This window comes from Pseudomonas sp. PVC-3-1 (assembly GCF_057444315.1).
The window spans coordinates 4827923-4846350 of record NZ_CM172023.1 but is presented as its reverse complement, the minus strand read 5'-3'; the positions used below and the strand labels follow the sequence as shown (position 1 = coordinate 4846350).

The 18428-nt window shown below is 66.1% G+C and carries 17 protein-coding genes; 12 read left to right on the top strand and 5 right to left on the bottom strand.

Annotated features, from left to right (window positions below; translation table 11 throughout):
* Nucleotides 1-15 precede the first annotated feature (15 nt).
* Complete coding sequence (locus AC2T4A_RS22285) at nucleotides 16-876, bottom strand: LysR substrate-binding domain-containing protein (protein WP_416747080.1); 861 nt, start codon at nucleotides 874-876, stop codon at nucleotides 16-18.
* A gap of 148 nt (nucleotides 877-1024) precedes the next feature.
* On the opposite strand from AC2T4A_RS22285, the gene AC2T4A_RS22280 reads away from it, so the two are divergent.
* Both AC2T4A_RS22280 and phnX read left to right on the top strand, forming a co-directional pair.
* On the top strand, nucleotides 1025-2140 hold the full coding sequence (locus AC2T4A_RS22280) for a 2-aminoethylphosphonate--pyruvate transaminase (RefSeq protein WP_486741810.1): 1116 nt from the start codon (nucleotides 1025-1027) through the stop codon (nucleotides 2138-2140).
* Between the two features lie 32 nt (nucleotides 2141-2172).
* Complete coding sequence (gene phnX, locus AC2T4A_RS22275) at nucleotides 2173-3000, top strand: phosphonoacetaldehyde hydrolase (protein ID WP_416747084.1); 828 nt, start codon at nucleotides 2173-2175, stop codon at nucleotides 2998-3000.
* Nucleotides 3001-3489: 489 nt separating this feature from the next.
* On the opposite strand, the gene AC2T4A_RS22270 is transcribed toward phnX, so the two are convergent.
* Entirely contained in the window at nucleotides 3490-4092 is a 603-nt protein-coding gene (locus AC2T4A_RS22270) for a helix-turn-helix domain-containing protein (protein ID WP_416747086.1), read from the bottom strand.
* Nucleotides 4093-4144: 52 nt separating this feature from the next.
* On the opposite strand from AC2T4A_RS22270, the gene rhtA reads away from it, so the two are divergent.
* Nucleotides 4145-5020, top strand: a complete 876-nt coding sequence (rhtA, locus tag AC2T4A_RS22265; RefSeq protein WP_416747088.1) for a threonine/homoserine exporter RhtA — start codon at nucleotides 4145-4147, stop codon at nucleotides 5018-5020.
* A 150-nt stretch (nucleotides 5021-5170) separates the two neighbouring features.
* Here the strand turns inward: rhtA and AC2T4A_RS22260 are convergent, their stop codons facing one another.
* A complete protein-coding gene (locus AC2T4A_RS22260) occupies nucleotides 5171-6574 on the bottom strand; it encodes an MATE family efflux transporter (protein ID WP_416747090.1) in 1404 nt (467 codons plus the stop codon).
* 411 nt (nucleotides 6575-6985) lie between these two features.
* Between AC2T4A_RS22260 and pdxB the strand changes: the two genes are divergently transcribed.
* Entirely contained in the window at nucleotides 6986-8134 is a 1149-nt protein-coding gene (gene pdxB / locus AC2T4A_RS22255; protein WP_478379088.1) for a 4-phosphoerythronate dehydrogenase PdxB, read from the top strand.
* Between the two features lie 34 nt (nucleotides 8135-8168).
* Here the strand turns inward: pdxB and AC2T4A_RS22250 are convergent, their stop codons facing one another.
* Nucleotides 8169-8342, bottom strand: a complete 174-nt coding sequence (locus tag AC2T4A_RS22250; RefSeq protein WP_416747094.1) for a PA1571 family protein — start codon at nucleotides 8340-8342, stop codon at nucleotides 8169-8171.
* A gap of 249 nt (nucleotides 8343-8591) precedes the next feature.
* On the opposite strand from AC2T4A_RS22250, the gene AC2T4A_RS22245 reads away from it, so the two are divergent.
* From AC2T4A_RS22245 to ubiM, 8 genes are all read left to right on the top strand, one after another.
* On the top strand, nucleotides 8592-9719 hold the full coding sequence (locus AC2T4A_RS22245) for an ATP-NAD kinase family protein (protein WP_486741809.1): 1128 nt from the start codon (nucleotides 8592-8594) through the stop codon (nucleotides 9717-9719).
* An 84-nt stretch (nucleotides 9720-9803) separates the two neighbouring features.
* On the top strand, nucleotides 9804-10205 hold the full coding sequence (locus AC2T4A_RS22240) for a GFA family protein (RefSeq protein ID WP_486741808.1): 402 nt from the start codon (nucleotides 9804-9806) through the stop codon (nucleotides 10203-10205).
* A 49-nt stretch (nucleotides 10206-10254) separates the two neighbouring features.
* Complete coding sequence (locus tag AC2T4A_RS22235; protein ID WP_416747099.1) at nucleotides 10255-11370, top strand: saccharopine dehydrogenase family protein; 1116 nt, start codon at nucleotides 10255-10257, stop codon at nucleotides 11368-11370.
* A 186-nt stretch (nucleotides 11371-11556) separates the two neighbouring features.
* Nucleotides 11557-12114: an FMN reductase gene (gene msuE / locus AC2T4A_RS22230; protein ID WP_138216567.1), complete on the top strand. Its 558-nt coding sequence runs from the start codon at nucleotides 11557-11559 to the stop codon at nucleotides 12112-12114.
* A 10-nt stretch (nucleotides 12115-12124) separates the two neighbouring features.
* On the top strand, nucleotides 12125-13270 hold the full coding sequence (gene ssuD, locus AC2T4A_RS22225) for an FMNH2-dependent alkanesulfonate monooxygenase (protein ID WP_416747102.1): 1146 nt from the start codon (nucleotides 12125-12127) through the stop codon (nucleotides 13268-13270).
* A gap of 83 nt (nucleotides 13271-13353) precedes the next feature.
* Nucleotides 13354-14538 (top strand): acyl-CoA dehydrogenase family protein, encoded by a 1185-nt coding sequence (locus AC2T4A_RS22220; protein WP_416747104.1) that lies wholly within the window; start codon nucleotides 13354-13356, stop codon nucleotides 14536-14538.
* Entirely contained in the window at nucleotides 14535-15653 is a 1119-nt protein-coding gene (locus tag AC2T4A_RS22215; protein WP_416747106.1) for a sigma-54 interaction domain-containing protein, read from the top strand. The genes AC2T4A_RS22220 and AC2T4A_RS22215 overlap by 4 nt, the downstream gene beginning before the upstream one ends.
* A 120-nt stretch (nucleotides 15654-15773) precedes the next feature.
* Nucleotides 15774-16946 (top strand): 5-demethoxyubiquinol-8 5-hydroxylase UbiM, encoded by a 1173-nt coding sequence (gene ubiM, locus AC2T4A_RS22210; RefSeq protein WP_486741807.1) that lies wholly within the window; start codon nucleotides 15774-15776, stop codon nucleotides 16944-16946.
* Between the two features lie 205 nt (nucleotides 16947-17151).
* Here the strand turns inward: ubiM and sfnG are convergent, their stop codons facing one another.
* Complete coding sequence (gene sfnG / locus AC2T4A_RS22205; protein WP_486741806.1) at nucleotides 17152-18246, bottom strand: dimethylsulfone monooxygenase SfnG; 1095 nt, start codon at nucleotides 18244-18246, stop codon at nucleotides 17152-17154.
* Nucleotides 18247-18428: the final 182 nt, after the last annotated feature.

The following is an 18428-nucleotide window of genomic DNA, read 5'->3' as shown; positions in this document are numbered from 1 at the left end:
CGCCCTACGGCGGATTCAGCCCTCCGCCAACTCCAGAAACGCACTCACCACCCGCAATCCCCGGCGGCGCTCCAGGCAACCGATGGCGTGTCGATTCATCAGGCCCTCGCCGCTCAGGGGAATGGCCTTCACGCGTGGGTCGGGACTCACCTCCATCGACGACACGATGCCCACCCCCAGTTCCGCCGCGACCGCCTCGGTCACCGCCTCACGGCTGTCCAGCTCCAGCAGCACCCGCGGCTCCACCGACTGGGCCGAGCAGGCTGCGTCAAAGGTACGCCGGGTGATGGAATCGGGCTCGCGCAGCACCATGATCTGCTGATCCAGTTCAGCCAGCGGCAGTTCGCCGACATACCCGGCCCACGCATGGCTGGCCGGCACCAGCGCGCAGATGCGCGATTCCACCAGCTCGCGCAGGAACAGCCCGGCGCGCGGCTCCACTTCGGTCAGCACAGCGATATCGACGTGTTCGTCCAGCAGCGCGGCGAGGGTTTCCTGGGCGTTGCCCAGACGCAGGTTGACGGTGATGCCGGGGTAGCTTGCACGCAGCCGGGCGAGCATTGGCATCACCAGGTGCGGGCCGTCGGCGGCCACTTCGATGCGCCCAGTCACCAGCTCGCGGCTGGCGTCGAGCATGGCCTCGGCTTCCTCCTCCAGGGCGAATAGTGTGCGACTGATAGCTGACAGGCGTACGCCATCTTCTGTCAGTTCCACGCCACGCGCAGTGCGGCGGAACAGGTTGACCTGGTAGTGCTCCTCCAGCGCCTTCACATGTCCGGTCACCGCTGGCTGGCTGATGAACAGGCGCTCGGCGGCGCGGGTGAAGCTGCGTTCGCGGGCGACGGCGTCGAAGGCGCGGAGCTGGAAGAGGTTCATAAGGTATATGTCCGGCTTATGCAGTGCATCGTGATAAACAATTTGAACGATATCTGCCCGGCCGGCAAGTTATGCCCAGGCCACGGCGAACCCGCCCGGCCCAACCGAATTCAGCCCTGACGACGTTCCCAAGAAAGAGGAATCGAGCATGAGCACTGCCGAGCGAGCCCCCATCCTGCTGACTCCCGGTCCGCTGACCACGTCCCCCCGCACCCGTCGCGCCATGATGGTCGACTGGGGGTCCTGGGACCGCGACTTCAACGACCTGACTGCCGACGTCTGCAAGCGCCTGCTGGCGATCATTCACGGCGAGGCGACCCACACCTGCGTACCCCTGCAGGGTAGCGGCACCTTCTCCGTCGAAGCTGCCATCGGCACCCTGGTGCCGCGTGATGGCAAGGTGCTGGTGCTGATCAATGGCGCCTATGGCAAGCGCCTGGCGAAGATCTGCCAGGTGATCGGCCGCGAGTTCAGCACCTTCGAAACCGAAGAGGACGTGCCGACCACCGCCGCCGACGTCGACCGCCTGCTCAGCGCGGACCCGAGCGTCACCCACGTTGCGCTGATCCACTGCGAAACCAGTACCGGCATCCTCAACCCGCTGGAGGACATCGCCAAGGTCATCGAGTCCCACGGCAAGCGTCTGATCATCGATGCCATGAGCTCCTTCGGCGCGCTGGATATCGACGCCCGCCGCATTCAGTTCGATGCGCTGATCGCCGCTTCCGGCAAATGCCTGGAAGGCGTACCGGGCATGGGCTTCGTCTTCGCCCGCAGCACCGCCCTGAACGCCAGTGCCGGCAACTGCCACTCGTTGTCCATGGACCTCCAGGACCAGCACGCCTACATGGCCAAGACCGGCCAGTGGCGCTTCACGCCGCCGACCCACGTGGTCGCCGCGCTGCATGAAGCGTTGAGCCAGTACGAGGAAGAGGGCGGCCTCGCGGCCCGTCATCAGCGTTACGCAAACAATTGCCAGACTCTGCTGGCCGAGATGGCCGGGCTGGGGTTCCGCAGCTTCCTGCCGGCCGAGATCCAGGCGCCGATCATCGTCACCTTCCATGCCCCCAGTGACGCCCGCTACAGCTTCACCGAGTTCTACAACCGGGTGCGCGCGAAGGGTTTCATCCTCTACCCGGGCAAGCTGACCCAGGTGGAAACCTTCCGCGTCGGTTGCATCGGCCAGGTCGATGCCAGCGGCATGCGCGCCGCCGTCGCGGCCATCGCCGAGACGCTGAAGGAAATGGAAGTTTTCGAAATCTGACGCCCGCCCGAATTCTCACAGGATTGAACGCCATGAATTACGAACAACCCAAGCAACTGCAAGCTGTCATCCTCGACTGGGCCGGCACCGTGGTCGACTTCGGCTCCTTCGCGCCGACGCAGATCTTCGTCGAAGCCTTCGCCGAGTTCGGCGTGCAGGTCAGCCTGGAAGAAGCCCGCGGCCCGATGGGCATGGGCAAGTGGGACCATATCCGCACGCTGTGCGACATCCCGGCCATCGCCGAGCGCTACAAGGCCAAGTTCGGCCGTGTGCCGAGCGACGATGACGTCACTGCCATCTACGAGCGTTTCATGCCGCTGCAGATCGAAAAGATCGCCGAGCATTCGGCGCTGATTCCCGGCGCGCTGGACGCCATCGCCGCCGTGCGCAAAGGTGGGCTGAAGGTCGGTTCCTGCTCCGGTTATCCGGCGGTGGTGATGGAAAAGGTCGTCGCCCTGGCGAAGACCAACGGCTACGTCGCCGACCACGTGGTCGCCACCGATGAAGTGCCCAATGGTCGGCCGCACCCGGCACAGGCGCTGGCCAATGTGATCGCCCTGGGCATCAATGACGTGGCAGCCTGCGTGAAGGTCGACGACACCTGGCCGGGCATCCTCGAAGGCCGCAGCGCCGGCATGTGGACTGTGGCGCTGACCTGCTCGGGCAACGCCCTGGGCCTGACCTATGAGCAGTACAAGGCACTGCCGGCGGAGAAGCTGGAGCAGGAGCGCCGTCGCATCGGCCAGATGTTCGAGGGCTCGCGTCCGCATTACCTGATCGACACCATCGTCGAACTGCCGGCGGTGATCGCCGATATCAATGCGCGCCTGGCGCGGGGCGAGATGCCGCAAAGCAGCTGACGCTTGGTGTAAACGAGGAAGGCCCGCATGTTGCGGGCCTTTTTGTCTATGTTGGTCGGACCGATGGGGCTCTCTGTGGGAGCGGAGCTTCTCCGCGATGCTCTTGCTTACGGTTAGGTGTGTCTGCGCTGCTTCGGCGTGTGCGCGGACTCCCTCGGGCGAGTCACTTCTTCCAAACGCCGAAGAAGTAACCAAGAAGGCTTGCTCCGGACATCCGGTTTTTCGCTTAGGCGAAAAATTCCCTCGTTGAACGGGGCATTCGGGGTGCGCGGACATTTCTCTGGAAGTCCTCGAAGCCAAAGCGGCGGGTGCTTGCTGTCGTAGGAGCGGACTCTGTCCGCGATGATTCCGCCCAGCTCCCTGTTCGGACGGGTGCGGCGGTAAGTCTCTCGCGGACAGAGTCCGCTCCTACGCCGCGCAAACGCCGGAGTCGATCTGTAGGAGCGGGCATGCCCGCGATGAGCGCCGATAAGCGTGGCTGTAGTGGATTCAGTTCACGACGTTGCGCACAAACCGCACCAGTACATCCCCATGGTTCTGGTAGGAAAACGGCTGGTTGCTCTTGAACACATGGAACCCACCGGCCTCGACGTCCACCGTCTCCTCGGCGAGGACAATGGTCAGCCGGCCTTCGATGACATAGGCCATGTCGTACCAGCCTTCGGCGTCGGGCTCGGCGTTGTAGCGGTCGCCGGGGGCGAGCGCCCAGTGCCAGAGTTCGGCCTGGCGGGTGGCGGGGGTGCTGGCGAGGAGGGTGCCGCGGCTGTCGGCCTGCTGGCCGCCCCAGGCGACGGCGTCGACACGGGACAGGCCACCGGTGGAGGGCGGGCGAACCAGATCGGCAAAGGTGACTTTCAGGGCGGCGGCGATGCGGTCAAGGGTGGCGAGGCTGACGTTGGTGTCGCCGCTCTCGATGCCGACCAGCATCCGCCGGCTGACGCCCGAGGCCTTGGCCAGTGCGTCCTGGCTGAAGCCGGCGCTGCGGCGGTGGGTCTTCACGTTATCGGCGACGTGCACCAGCACACTGGGACGTTCGGAAGGAGTGGGCAGTATATTGCTCATTCTGGCCTTTTTGCGCATTATGTTGCGCATAACAGTCAACCAAGAAATCCCAACCGTTGCAACGCCTGTTCAGGTCCGCATCATGCCTCGCTCTCGCTTTCTGTCCACTGCCTTCCCCATTCTCATCCTGATCGTGTCGATGGCCTCGATCCAGACCGGCGCATCGGTCGCCAAGAGCCTGTTCCCGGTGCTCGGCGCCGAAGGCGTGACCTCCATGCGCCTGGTCTTCGCCGCCATCCTCCTGCTGGCGATCCTCCGCCCGTGGCGCACCTCGCTGCGTGGCAAGCCGCTCAAGCCGTTGTTCATCTACGGCGTGACCCTGGGCCTGATGAACCTGACTTTCTACATGGCGCTGCAGACCATTCCGCTGGGTGTGGCCGTTGCTCTGGAGTTCACTGGGCCGCTGGCGGTGGCGCTGTTCTATTCGCGCAAACCCATCGACTTCCTGTGGATCGCCATCGCGGTGGTCGGCCTCGGCCTGCTGCTGCCCATTGCGGACTTCGGCAATGGCATCGACCCCAAGGGCGCCGCGCTGGCGCTGGGGGCGGGTGTCTGCTGGGGGCTCTACATCATCTTCGGCCAGCGTGCAGGCAATGACCTGGGCGCGCAGGGTGCCGCACTGGGCATCAGCATCGCGGCGATCTGCGTGGCGCCGATCGGCATTGCCCACAGTGGCATGGCGCTGTTGGATGTCAGCCTGTTCCCGGCGTTGCTGGGCGTGGCGATCCTCTCCAGTGCCTTGCCCTATACCCTCGAGATGGTCGCCCTGACCCGTCTGCCGGCGCGCACCTTCGGCACCCTGATGAGCATCGAGCCGGCGTTCGGGGCGTTGTCCGGCCTGGTGTTCCTCGGCGAGCAGCTGACGTCGCACCAGTGGATCGCCATCGGCGCCATCATCGTGGCCTCTGTTGGGACGACATTGAGCAGTCGACCGAAGCCGGCACTGGTCACTGACTGATCCGGGGATACGAAACGAAAAAGCCGCCCTCGGGCGGCTTTTTTGTTGATGTAGGAGCGAGCTTGCTCGCGAACGGATTTCCCGAGGGCATGGGCGTCAAGCGGTTCGCGAGCAAGCTCGCTCCTACAGATTCCTTGACGTATTGCGCTATCAGCCAGCCACGCGCCTCTCGTTCAGCACGATCTGCCGCTTGGCGCTGCGCGACAGGCGGATGCACAGCATTATCGCCGCGCAGGTCAGGCCGACGATCAGACCTTCCCACAGGCCGCGCGGGCCGGTGGGTTCCTGCAGCCAGTGGGCGAGGCCGAGGCTGTAGCCCACCGGCAGGCCGATGCCCCAGTAGGCGAACAGGGTCATGATCATGGTCGCGCGGGTGTCCTGGTAGCCGCGCAGGGCACCGGCGGCGGTGACCTGTACGGCGTCGGAGAACTGGAACAGCGCGGAGAACACCAGCAGCGTGGCCGCCAGCGCCAGTACGTCCGGGTCCTGGGTGTAGAGCCCGGCGATGTGTTCACGCATCAGCAGCATGCCGCTGGCGGAAATGCAGGCGTACGCCAATGCCGCGCCCATGCCCACGCCGGCAGCGAAGCGCGCATCGCGCGGGGCCCCGGCGCCCAGCGACTGGCCGACGCGCACCGTCACGGCCATCGCCAGCGAATAGGGAATCATGAACACCAGCGCACTGAAGTTCAGCGCCACCTGGTGCCCGGCGACGACCTTCTCGCCAAGCTCGCCGATCAGCAGGGCGATCACCGAGAAGATGCTGGACTCGGCGAACACCGCGATGCCGATGGGCAAGCCCACCGCCACCAGGCTGCCGATCACCTTCGGTTGCGGCAGTTCCCAGTGGCGGAACAGTTCGCTGGGCTTGTAGACCTTGGCCCAGTTCACCCACACCAGCATGCCCAGCAGCATGAACCACATCACCGAGCCGGTGGCCCAGCCGCAGCCGGGGCCGCCCAGGGCCGGGAAGCCGAGGTGGCCGTATATCAGCACGTAGTTGATCGGGATGTTCAGCATCAGCCCGCAGATGCCCAGCACCATGCTCGGGCGGGTCCGGCCCAGGCCGTCGCTGTAGCAGCGCAGAACGTGGTACAGCGCAACCGCCGGCAGGCCGCAGGCGATGCCGCGCAGGTAGAAGCAACTGGGCTCGATCAGCGCTTGCTCGACCTTCATCGCCCGCAACACCGGCTCGGAGAGCAGCCACAGCGTCGCTCCCGCCAGCGGGCCGACCAGCAGCGCCAGCCACAATGCCTGACGCACCAGCGGGCCGGTGCCGGCCTGGTCGCCCGCGCCGTAGCGCTGGGCCACCTTGGCAGTAGTGGCGAGCAGTGTGCCGGTCATCAGCAGGAAGATCGGAATCCAGATCGAGTTGCCCAGCGCCACGGCAGCCAGGTCGCGCGGCCCCACGCTGCCAGCCATCACCGCATCGACGAAGCCCATGGCGGTAGTGGCCAGCTGGGCGATCATGATCGGTGCTGCGAGGGTCAGCAGTTCCTTGAGTTCGGTGGCGGTGCGCCGTCCGCGGGAGACGGGCTGGGCGAGGCTGGTCACGGCTTTCCTTGGCAAGAAGAATTGGCGGGAAGCCGGCCAGTTTAAGGGGTGTCGGTGCGGACAGGAAAGCAGGTGTTTGCCGCGAGTCCCTCTGGACGTCGCGAGAAGCCTTACCTGCAGCGACGGCTGAGGTGTTTTCGGTAAGTTTGTACCTGGGCTTGCCCCTCACCCCAACCCTCTCCCGGAGGGAGAGGGAGCTGGAAGTACCGGCTGATGCCAAGATTTCATCCTGCACTGAACGATCCCCTCTCCCTTTGGGAGAGGGTTAGGGTGAGGGCTGATTCGAGCACAGAGTTTCGGGCTGGAAGCTGACCACGCGGCGTTTGTGTCCGTTGCTGCACAACCGATCAGTGCGCCTATACCGCCCGCCACGCTGGTAAAGTAGCCGCAGCCGATTTCTGGAGTCAGCCCATGCGTATCCTTGCCGATGAAAACATTCCCCTGGTCGAAGCCTTCTTCGGCGCCCATGGTGATATCCGCCGTCTGCCGGGGCGCGGGATCGACCGTGCCGCCCTGGGCGATGCCGAAGTCCTGCTGGTGCGCTCGGTGACCGACGTCAGCCGCGAGTTGCTCGCGGGCAGCCAGGTGAAGTTCGTCGGCACCTGCACCATCGGCACCGATCACCTGGACCTCGACTACTTCGCCGAGGCCGGTATCGCCTGGTCCAGCGCGCCAGGCTGCAACGCCCGCGGCGTGGTGGATTGGGTGCTGGGCAGCCTGTTGGCGCTGGCCGAAGTACATGGCGCCAAGCTCTCTGAGCGTCGTTATGGGGTGATCGGCGCGGGGCAGGTGGGCGGACGCCTGGTGGATGTGCTGCGTGGGCTGGGTTGGGATGTCCGCGTTTGCGACCCACCGCGCGCTGCCGCCGAGGGCGGTGACTTCCGCAGCCTGGAAGAAGTGCTGCGCGAGTGCGACGTGATCAGCCTGCACACGCCGCTGACCCGTGACGGCGAAAACCCGACGCGCCACCTGATCGACGCCGCGCGCCTGAAGGCGCTGCGCCCCGGCACCTGGCTGATCAACGCCAGCCGTGGCGGCGTAGTCGATAACACAGCGCTGCGCATTCACCTGGAATCCGGCGCGGATATCGACGTGGCGCTGGATGTCTGGGAGGGCGAGCCGGAAGTGAACGTACGCCTGGCCGAACTCTGCCGCATTGCCACTCCGCACATCGCCGGCTACAGCCTCGACGGCAAGCTGCGCGGTACGGCGCAGATCTATGAGGCGTTCTGCGCCTGGCAGCAGCGCGCGCCGGAAGTCGATCTCGACGACCTGTTGCCCGCGCAATGGCTGGCCGAGCTGAGCCTTAAGGAAGAGTGCGACCCGGACTGGGCGTTGGCGATGCTCTGCCGCGCGGTATACGACCCGCGCAGTGATGACGCCAATTTCCGCCGTAGCCTGGTAGGCGATACCCAGACCCGGCGGGCGGCCTTCGACGCGTTGCGCAAGCACTACCCACCGCGCCGCGAGATCACCGGGCTGTGGGTGGACATCCAGGGCGAATCGCCGCGCCTGGAAAGCCTGCTGACCGCGCTGGGCGCCAACCGGGTCGGGGAGTAGGGCGGACGCGCCGCCGTGTCGTCTGTACTGGACGTCAGCGGCGCGGTGGCTCGCAGGTCTTGTCCAGTTCCTGGCAGGCGCGCTGGATCATGTCTTCGGTGATCGGGACTTCACGGCCCTGGGCATCGATGATCGATCCGCCGACCGGCTGCTGCGGTTGGCGCGGGGTGGGGCGGGGAGTGGAATCACGGTGGGTTTGCAGGCTCATGGCCAATCTCCTCTACATCAGTGCATTGCAGTCTAGGCAGATCAGATGAAACCCCGGTGACAGAGGCTGCGCAGGGCAGCGCCGAAGAACCGTCACCGAAGACAGACGACCGTAATGCCCTCGCAGATTGCGTGCCAATCGCGAAGTCCCCGGTCGTTTGCTTGTCGTTATAGTGAGTGGAATGACCACTTCCCTGGTCCGACCCGGCCTTGCACCGGTGGTTCGAAGAAGTTTCCCTCGAGGATGAGTATGGACAGGATTCGCATAGGGCTGATCATCAATCCGCTGGCCGGTATCGGGGGCCCGACGGCGCTCAAGGGCAGCGACGGCGTTGCCGAACTGGCCCTGGCGCGCGGCGCTGAGCCACGGGCGGCGGAGCGCACGCGGGTCGCCCTGGAGCATCTGCTGTCGGTGCGTGAGCGCCTGGAATTCCTCACCTTTCCTGGCCCGATGGGCGCCGACCTGCTGGCCGACATGGGCTTCGCCCATCGCCAGGTGGGCGAACTGGAGCAGCAGCAGAGCAGCGCGGCGGATACCCGTCACGCCGTGCAGGCGCTGCAGCAGGCCGGCGTGGCGCTGATCCTCTTCGCCGGTGGCGACGGCACCGCGCGGGATGTCGCCGAGGTAGCCCGCGAAGGTCAGCCGGTGCTGGGCATTCCGGCTGGGGTGAAAATCCATTCCGGGGTCTATGCCATCAGCCCGCGCGCCGCCGGCGAGCTGGCGCGACGGCTGGTGGATGGCGGCCTGGTGCGCCTCACCCAGGGAGAGGTGCGCGACCTGGATGAAGCCGCCCTGCGTGAAGGCCGTGTCGCCGCGCGCAGGTACGCCGAACTGACCGTGCCCGAGGAAGGCCACTTCATGCAGCACGTGAAGCAGGCGGGTATGGAGACCGAGGAACTGGTGCTGGCCGATCTCGCCGCCTGGCTGGAAGACAGCTGGGAAGATGATGTGCGCTATGTTTTCGGCCCCGGTTCGACGTTGCACGGGCTGGCCGCCGACCTGCACCTGGACACCACGCTGCTGGGCGTCGACGTGATCGAGAACGGCGCAGTGATCGCCCGCGACGTTACCGAGGCGCAGCTGTTCGAGTTGGTGGACGGGCATCCGGCCTTCCTGCTGGTGACCGCCATCGGTGGGCAGGGGCATATCCTTGGGCGCGGCAACCAGCAGATCAGTCCGCGCGTGCTGCGCGCTATCGGAATCGAGCGCCTTCGGGTGATCGCCACCAAGCGCAAGCTGGGCACCCTCGAAGGCCGGCCGCTGCTGGTGGACAGCGGCGACGTCGGGCTGGACGCGAGCTTCCCGGCGGCCGTGCGGGTGTGGGCCGGTTACAAGGAAGAACTGCTCTATCCGCTGGGTTGGGGTAGCGAAGTCTGAAGATCCACTCCTCAGTACGGTGGTGCAGGTAACCGAGCCTGATCTAGACTCCTGCGCTCCGTGAAACCGTAAGAGGGGCAGGGCATGCATTCGGGCGGTTGTCTGTGCGGCGCGGTGCGCTACGAGATCAGTGGTGAGCTGGCGCCGATCCAGGTCTGTCATTGCAGCCAGTGCCGCAAGGCGCAGGGCGGCCCGTTCGCCACCAACATTCCGGTGGAGGTCGCCCGGTTCAGGCTGCTCAGTGGGGCGGCGCAACTGGCCGAATTCCGCGCTTCGCCGCAGAAGAAACGAGTGTTCTGTCGCACCTGCGGGTCGCCCATCTACAGTGCCCGTGACGCGCTGCCGGAAATATTGCGGGTGCGTGCGGGAACCCTGGACGAACCCTTGCGGACAAACCTCGAAGCACATTACTACGTCGGGTCCAGGGCCTCCTGGTGGCCACTGGCAGACAATCTGCCCCAGTACCAGGGCAGCAAGCCGGGATGAGGGAGCTGGCGTGACCAGCAGCAGTCAGGGAGCAACAGGGTCAGTGGGAATGGAACGGAAATTTCGCGTGCTGGTGCTGGGCGGTTACGGCAACTTCGGCAGCATCATCGTCCGTCGCCTGAGCGCTATCGACGGCATCCGCGTGCTGGTGGGCGGACGTGATCAGCGTCGCGCCAACGAGCTGGCTTCCCAGGTGGGGGGCGAGGCGGTGTGCCTGGACATGAACCAGCCGACGCTGGCCGGGCGTCTCAATGAACTGAAGGTCGACCTGGTGATTTCCACTGCCGGGCCCTTCCAGGGGCAGGATTATCGTGTGGCCCGCGCCGCCATCGGTGCCCGCGCGCACTACATCGATCTGGCCGATGCGCGCCAGTTCGTCTGCGGCATCCACGAACTCGACCGTGCCGCCCGCAGCGCCGGCGTGCTGGTGTGCACTGGCGCCAGCTCCGTGCCGGCGCTGGCGGCGGCGGTCATCGACGAATTGCTGCCGCGCTTCCAGCGCCTGGACAGCATTCACCACGGCATCAGTTCTTCGGCGAAGATTCCCGGCCAGGCGACCGTCTCGGCGGTGCTGGGTTATTGCGGCAAACCCGTTCGCCAATGGCGGCAAGGTCGCTGGCAGGACGTGCACGGCTGGCAGGGGCTGAATCGCCACCGCTTTGCCGCGCCTCTCGGGTCGCGCTGGCTGGCCCATTGTGATGTGCCGGACCTGGACCTGTTCCCGCAACGCTATCCCGGCGTGCAGGACGTGCGCTTCTCCGCCGGTTTGGGCCTGCGCCTCACCCAGTTCGGCACCTGGGGCTTGTCCTGGCTGGTGCGTGCGGGACTGGTGAAGGATGCCGCGCGGCTCGGCGCCGGCCTGCACCGCCTGGCGGTCGCCATGGAGCCGCTGGGTGATGGACGCAGCGGCATGTTCGTGCAGTTGCAGGGCGTCGACGGAGACGGCAAGCCCCTGGCGCTGTGCTGGGAAATGCTCGCACAGCAGGACCATGGCCCGAACATCCCCTGCATGGCGGCGGTGGCACTGGCACGCAAGCTGGCCGCCGGAGAGCTTCGCCAGCGCGGTGCCACGCCGTGCATCGGCCTGCTGACCAGCGGCGAATACGTGGCCGAACTGGACGGCCTGGATATCTCCCATGGCCTGCGCGAGCTGGCCGTGCACTGAGTTCGGGGTGTTGCCTGGGAAACAGTCGATCAGCAGTGCTGTTGCCTGAGTGACACGAGGCGCCGGTAAAACCGGCGGAAGTGCCCTGAAATCGTACATTTCCTTGTTGTTTCGGCCCTTTCTGGGGTTGGTACGGCCCTTGCTCAAGGCCTCTGTACCTAGCGCAACAGTCAACAGGGAAAACCCATGACCAGCCCCATCAAAGTGGTCGCCGTCTCCGGCGGCACCTATCGCCCCTCGCGCACCCTGGTGCTCACCCAGGCCGTGCTCGATGCACTCGGCGAGCAGCTTCCGGTAGAAGCCCGAATCATCGAACTGGCCGACATCGCCCGCCCGCTGGGTGCCGCATTGTCCCGCCAGGAACTCTCCGCCGAGCTGGAAGCCACCCTGCGCGAGATCGAGACCGCCGACCTGCTGGTGGTTGCCTCACCGGTCTACCGTGGCTCCTATCCGGGCCTGCTCAAGCACCTGTTCGACCTGGTGGACATGAACGCCTTGATCGACACCCCGGTGCTGCTCGCCGCCACCGGCGGCAGCGAGCGCCACGCGCTGGTCCTCGACCACCAGTTGCGCCCACTGTTCAGCTTCTTCCAGTCGATCACGCTGCCCATCGGCGTGTATGCCAGCGAAGCGGACTTCGCCAACTACCAGATCACCAGCGACACCCTGCGCGCCCGCATCCAGCTGGCCGCCGAACGCGCAGCGCCGCTGTTCGCCCGCCCGCAACTGCGCAAGACTGCCTGAGGAGCCCGCGATGAACGTGTTCTGGTTCCTGCCCACTCATGGCGACGGCCACTTCCTTGGTACCAGCGAGGGTGCGCGCCCGGTATCGCTGCCGTATCTCAAGCAGATCGCCCAGGCTGCCGACTCCCTCGGCTATTACGGCGTGCTGATTCCCACCGGCCGCTCCTGCGAGGATTCGTGGGTGGTCGCCTCGGCCCTGGCACCGCTCACCGAGCGCCTGCGTTACCTGGTGGCGATCCGTCCCGGCATCGTCTCACCGACGGTGTCCGCGCGCATGGCGGCGACCCTGGATCGCCTGTCCGGCGGGCGCCTGCTGATCAACGTGGTCACCGGTGGCGACCCGGATGAAAACCGCGGCGACGGCATCCACCTGAGCCACGCCGAGCGCTACGAAGTCACCGACGAATTCCTGCGCATCTGGCGTCGCGTGCTGCAGGGCGAGTCCGTGGATTTCAACGGCAAGCACCTGCAGGTGGAGAACGCCAAGGCGCTCTATCCGCCGATCCAGAAGCCGTATCCGCCGCTGTATTTCGGCGGCTCCTCCGCCGAAGCGCACGACCTCGCCGCCGAGCAGGTGGACGTCTACCTGACCTGGGGCGAGCCGCCGCAAGCGGTTGCGCAGAAGATTGCCGATGTGCGCGAGAAAGCCGCGAAGCAGGGCCGCACCGTCAAGTTTGGCATCCGCCTGCACGTGATCGTCCGCGAGACCGCCGAGGAAGCCTGGCAGGCCGCCGACAAGCTGATCGCCAATATCTCCGACGAGACCATCGCCAACGCGCAGAAATCCTTCGCCCGCTTCGACTCCGAAGGCCAGCGGCGCATGGCTGCGCTGCACGGCGGGCGGCGTGACCAGTTGGAGATCTACCCCAATCTCTGGGCCGGTGTCGGCCTGGTGCGCGGCGGCGCCGGTACCGCGCTGGTGGGCGACCCGCAGCAGGTCGCCGAGCGCATCAAGGAATACGCGGACCTGGGGATCGACAGCTTCATCTTCTCCGGCTACCCGCACCTGGAAGAGGCGTACCGCTTCGCCGAACTGGTCTTCCCCTTGCTGCCCGAACCCTACGCGAGCCTGGCGGGTCGCGGGGTAACCAATCTCACCGGGCCGTTCGGCGAAATGATCGCCAACGACGTGCTGCCCGGACGCAAGGCGAGCTGAACCGCCATCCCTGATCTGCCGGGCAGCTTGCCCGGCAGATCCCGAATCGAATTGACCCGAATCGAACTGAAGAGGAAGCGAGCGTGAACGCCAATACGCGGCTCGACGCACAGACACCCGGGCAAATAGCCCAACGCCTGGCCGCCGGTTTCGCCGAAACCGCCGCCGAGCGCGACATCCGTGGCGGCACGCCGAAGGCCGAGCGCGACGCGCTGCGCCAGAGCGGCCTGCTGTCGCTGATCATCCCCAGCGAGTACGGCGGCCTGGGCGCCGACTGGAGCACCACGCTGGACATCGTCCGTCAGTTCGCCGTGGTCGACAGCTCCATCGCCCACGTGTTCGGCTTCCAGCACCTGATGCTGGCCACCGTGCGGCTGTTCTCGCGGCCCGAGCAATGGCAGCCGTGGTTCGAGCTGACCGCGCGCAACCAATGGTTCTGGGGCAATGCGCTGAACCCGCTGGATACCCGCACCGTGTCGCGTACCTTCTCCGGCTGGCGCGAGTTTTCCGGGCGCAAGAGCTTCTGCTCCGGCGCGCTGGATTCGCAAATGCTGATTGCCTCGGCGCTGGACGGCGAGGGCGGCAAGCTGCTGATCGCCGCCATTCCCACCGCGCGCAGCGGCATCAGTCTCGCGCACGACTGGGACAACATGGGCCAGCGCCAGACCGACAGCGGCAGCGCTACCTTTGAGCGCGTGCGCGTGGAGGAGAGCGAGCTGCTGCTCGACCCAGGCCCGCTGAGCACGCCGTTCGCCTGCCTCCGCCCGCTGATCGCCCAGCTGATCTTCACCCATGTGTTTCTTGGCATCGCCGAAGGCGCGTTCGAGGAAGCCCGCCAGTACACCCTCAAGGAAGCCCGTCCGTGGTTCCGCTCCAACGCCGCAACGGTAGGTGAAGACCCCTATGTGCTCGCGCATTACGGCGAGTTCTGGGTCGGCCTGGAAAGCACGCGCCTGCTGGTCCGTCGCGCAGCTCAACTGCTCGATGAAGCCTGGAGCAAGGGGGCGGCGCTGGATGCCGAGGAGCGCGGCCGGCTGGCCGTGGCCATCGCCACCGCGAAGGTCGCGGCCACCCGCAACGGCCTGGAAATCTGCAATCGCCTGTTCGAAGTCACCGGTGCGCGCTCCACCCATGCCGCGCTGCGCATCGACCGCTACTGGCGCAACCTGCGCACCCAGACCCTGCACGACCCGGTGGACTACAAGGTCCGCGAGCTGGGCGACTGGGCGCTGAACCAGCAACTGCCGCAACCGACTTTCTACTCATGAACGCGACCACACCCGAAGGGCTGCTGACGCTGCCCAAGTCCCCCGCGCTGGCCACCTCCATCCGCGCCACCGCCCAGGTCTTCGAGGACCCCAAATCCCAGGCGCTGCTCGACCACCTGCAGCAGGTCGCGCCCAGCGAGGCCAGTGTGCTGATCATCGGCGAGACCGGTACCGGCAAGGAACTGGTGGCGCGCCACATCCACAACCTCAGTGTTCGTCGCAGCGGGCCGTTCGTGGCGGTGAACTGCGGGGCCTTCTCCGAATCTCTGGTGGAGGCCGAGCTGTTTGGCCACGAGAAGGGCGCCTTCACCGGCGCGCTGGCGGCCAAGGCCGGCTGGTTCGAGGAGGCCGATGGCGGCACCCTGTTCCTCGACGAGATCGGCGACTTGCCGATGCCGATCCAGGTGAAACTGCTGCGCGTATTACAGGAGCGTGAGGTGGTGCGCCTGGGCTCACGCAAGAGCATCCCGATCAACGTGCGGGTGCTGGCAGCGACCAACGTGCAGTTGGAGAAGGCGATCAATGCCGGGCACTTCCGCGAGGACCTCTACTACCGCCTCAACGTCGTCAGCCTGGAGTTGTCGCCATTGCGCGAGCGGCCCGGTGACATCCTGCCGCTGACCCGCCATTTCATTGCCGAGTACAGCCGGCGCCTGGGCTACGGCCAGAGCCAGCTGAGTGCGGAAGCCGCGCAGAAACTGCGCAGCTATTCCTGGCCGGGGAACATTCGCGAGCTGGAGAACGTCATCCACCATACGCTGCTGATCTGCCGCGACGGCGTGGTGCGCGCGGAGGACCTGCACCTGTCCAACCTGCGCATCGAGCGCAGTGAAGAGCCGCGGCTGGAAGCCCTGGGCGCCGAGCAGATTCTCCAGCAGGCCTTCCAGCGCCTGTTCGAAGAGCAGGGCGGCAACCTGCATGCGCGAGTGGAAGATGCGCTGCTGCGCGCGGCCTATCGCTTCTGCCACTGCAACCAGGTGCACACCGCCAACCTGCTGGGCCTGAGCCGCAACGTCACCCGCACGCGGTTGATCGAGATTGGCGAGCTGGTGGTGAACAAGCGCCGGGGTGCATCGGTGATCGACCCGGAGCGGGGTGTGCGGCTATCCATCTAGGTCAGCTGAGGCCTGTCCATTTGGAGGTATTCGCCGCGGCCCACTGATCCACGGCAACGAAACCGGCCAGTGGCCAGCCTAGACTCCGGGACCGCCCATCCCAAGCGAAAGGAGTCACCCATGCACGTGGACATCGCCATCGTCGGCGCCGGCCCCGCCGGGCTTTGCCTGGCCCGATCGCTGTCGGGCAACGGCCTGTCGATCCTGCTGATCGACCGCCAGCCGCTGGCCGCCGTGGCCGAGCCCGCCGAGGACGGCCGGGAGATCGCGCTGACCCACGCCTCCCGCGCCGAGCTGCAGCGCCTGGGGATGTGGTCGCGGATCGACCCGCAGGAAATCTCGCCGCTGCGCGATGCCCAGGTGCTCAATGGCCCGTCGCTGTTCACCCTGCGCATCGAAGCCGAGCACGCTGGCGCCGAACAGCTGGGGTATTTCGTCTCCAACCAGATGATCCGTCGCGTCGCCTTCGATGCGGTGCACGAATGCGCGGATGTCTCGCTGGTGTGCGGACGCGCCTTGCGTTCGCTGCAGGTCCGGCAGGATGGCGTGGCGCTGACCCTGGACGATGACAGCCGCGTCCATGCGCGCCTGCTGGTCGCTGCCGACAGCCGCTTTTCCGAGACCCGCCGCATGCTGGGTATCGGTGCCAGCATGGAGGACTTCGGCAAGACCATGATGGTCTGCCGCATGGCCCACGAGAAACCGCACCACAACGTCGCCTGGGAGTGGTTCGGCTACGGCCAGACGCTGGCGTTGCTACCGATCAATGGCGACCGCTCCTCGGTGGTGCTGACTCTGCCGCAGCGTGAGATGGCGCCGCTGTTGGAGTTGGATGAGCAGACCTTCGCCCGCGAGATGGAGCGCCGTTTCGATCGCCGGCTGGGCGGCATGGAGCTGCTCGGCCCGCGTCACAGCTACCCGCTGGTTGGCGTGTATTCGGAGCGTTTCATCGGCCCGCGCAGCGCGCTGATCGGCGATGCCGCTGTTGGCATGCACCCGGTCACCGCGCACGGCTTCAACTTCGGTTTGCAGAGCCAGCGTCGGCTGGCCAACGAAATCCTCGCGACCCATCGCCGGGGTGGCGATATCGGTGGTACCTGGCCTCTGCGTCGCTATGCCATGGCCCATCGCCTGGCGACCTGGCCGTTGTACCAGGCCACCCGGTTGATCGTCGGCATGTACACCGATCCGCGTCCGCCGGTGCGCCTGTTGCGCAACGCCGGCCTGCGCCTGGCGCAGAACCTGCCACCGCTGCGCACGGCGATTGCCAAACACCTGACTCAGGGCGCGTAAGGGCGTTCGCGAGCAAGCTCGCTCCTACAACAGCACGCCGGTGCTTCCGGTGACTGTAGGAGCGAGCTTGCTCGCGAACCCATGCCTGCTCGTGATGCTGTCTGGAAACTATCGCGGACGGAGTCCGCTCCTACGTCACCGGTGAGCCCGGCGTAGGAGCGGACTGTGTCCGCGATGGCTATCCGCGCACGCGGACGGTCGATCATCAAGCCGCTTCGGTCTGCCGCGCCTTCTTCTGCTCCAGCTCGCGAACCAGCGGCAGCACCTTCTCGCCGAAGTAGCGCACCTCTTCCTGGAAGTGCAGGAAGCCCGCCAGCACCAGGTCCACGCCCACCGCCTTGAGCGCGACGATGCGCTCGGCGATCTGCTGGGGCGTGCCGATCAGGTTGGTCTTGAAGCCGTCGTTGTACTGCACCAGGTCCTCGAAGGTGGATTTGGCCCAGTTGCCTTCGCCCTCCGGTGACGCCGCACCGGCCTGTTTTGCGGCGTGGCCGAAGGCATTCACCGCTTCCGGGTCGGCCTTGTCGATGATCTCGGCGAGCACCGCGCGGGCCTCTTGCTCGGTATCGCGGGCGATGACGAAGGCGTTCACGCCGATCTTCACCGAATGTCCGTTGGCTGCGGCTTTTTCGCGGATGTCTTCCACCTGGGCCTTGATGCCTTCCACGCTGTTGCCGTTGGTGAAGTACCAGTCGGAAACGCGCGAAGCCATGTCCCGCGCTGCCCGCGAGCTGCCGCCCTGGAATATCTCCGGGTGTGGGCGCTGGATGGGTTTGGGCTTGAGGTTGTAATCGTGGAAGCGGTAGAAATCGCCCTTGAAGGTGAAGTCGTCCTGGGTCCAGATGCCCTTCAGGGCGCGGATGAATTCCTCCGAGCGACGATAGCGCTCGTCGTGCTCCAGCCAGGGTTCGCCGATGGCCTGGAACTCGCCCTTGAACCAGCCGCTGACGATGTTTACCGCGATACGCCCGGCGGTGAGCTGGTCGATGGTGGCCAGTTGCTTGGCGGCCAGCGCGGGCGTCCAGGGGCCGGGGAGGATGGCGGCGATCACCTTGAGTTTTTCGGTGGCGCCCAGCAGTGCGTGGCTGAAGGCCACCGACTCGTGCTGGTTCTCGGCGCCGTAGCCGGCGGTGAAGCGGATCTGCGTCAGCGCGTAGTCGAATCCGGCGTTCTCGGCGATGCGCGCGAGCTCGCGGTTGTAGTCGATGTCCCAATGGGTGCGCTGTTCGATCTTGCTGACCACCAGGCCGCCACTGACATTGGGAACCCAGTAGGCAAAACGGATCGGTTGTTGGCTCACGGCTCGGCTCCTCGATGCTGCACTGCGGCGAAGGTGCCGCAGGGTGTACAGAGCGAAAGCCGTGCCACGGGAGGAATTTCCCGGCGCATCAGACACTTGGTCAATAGTCGGGACAACGGCCGCTGTTCCGTCTGGCGCAACGTTGCTGGCCATCTGTTGCCCAGGCAACAGTGCCGGGTGCG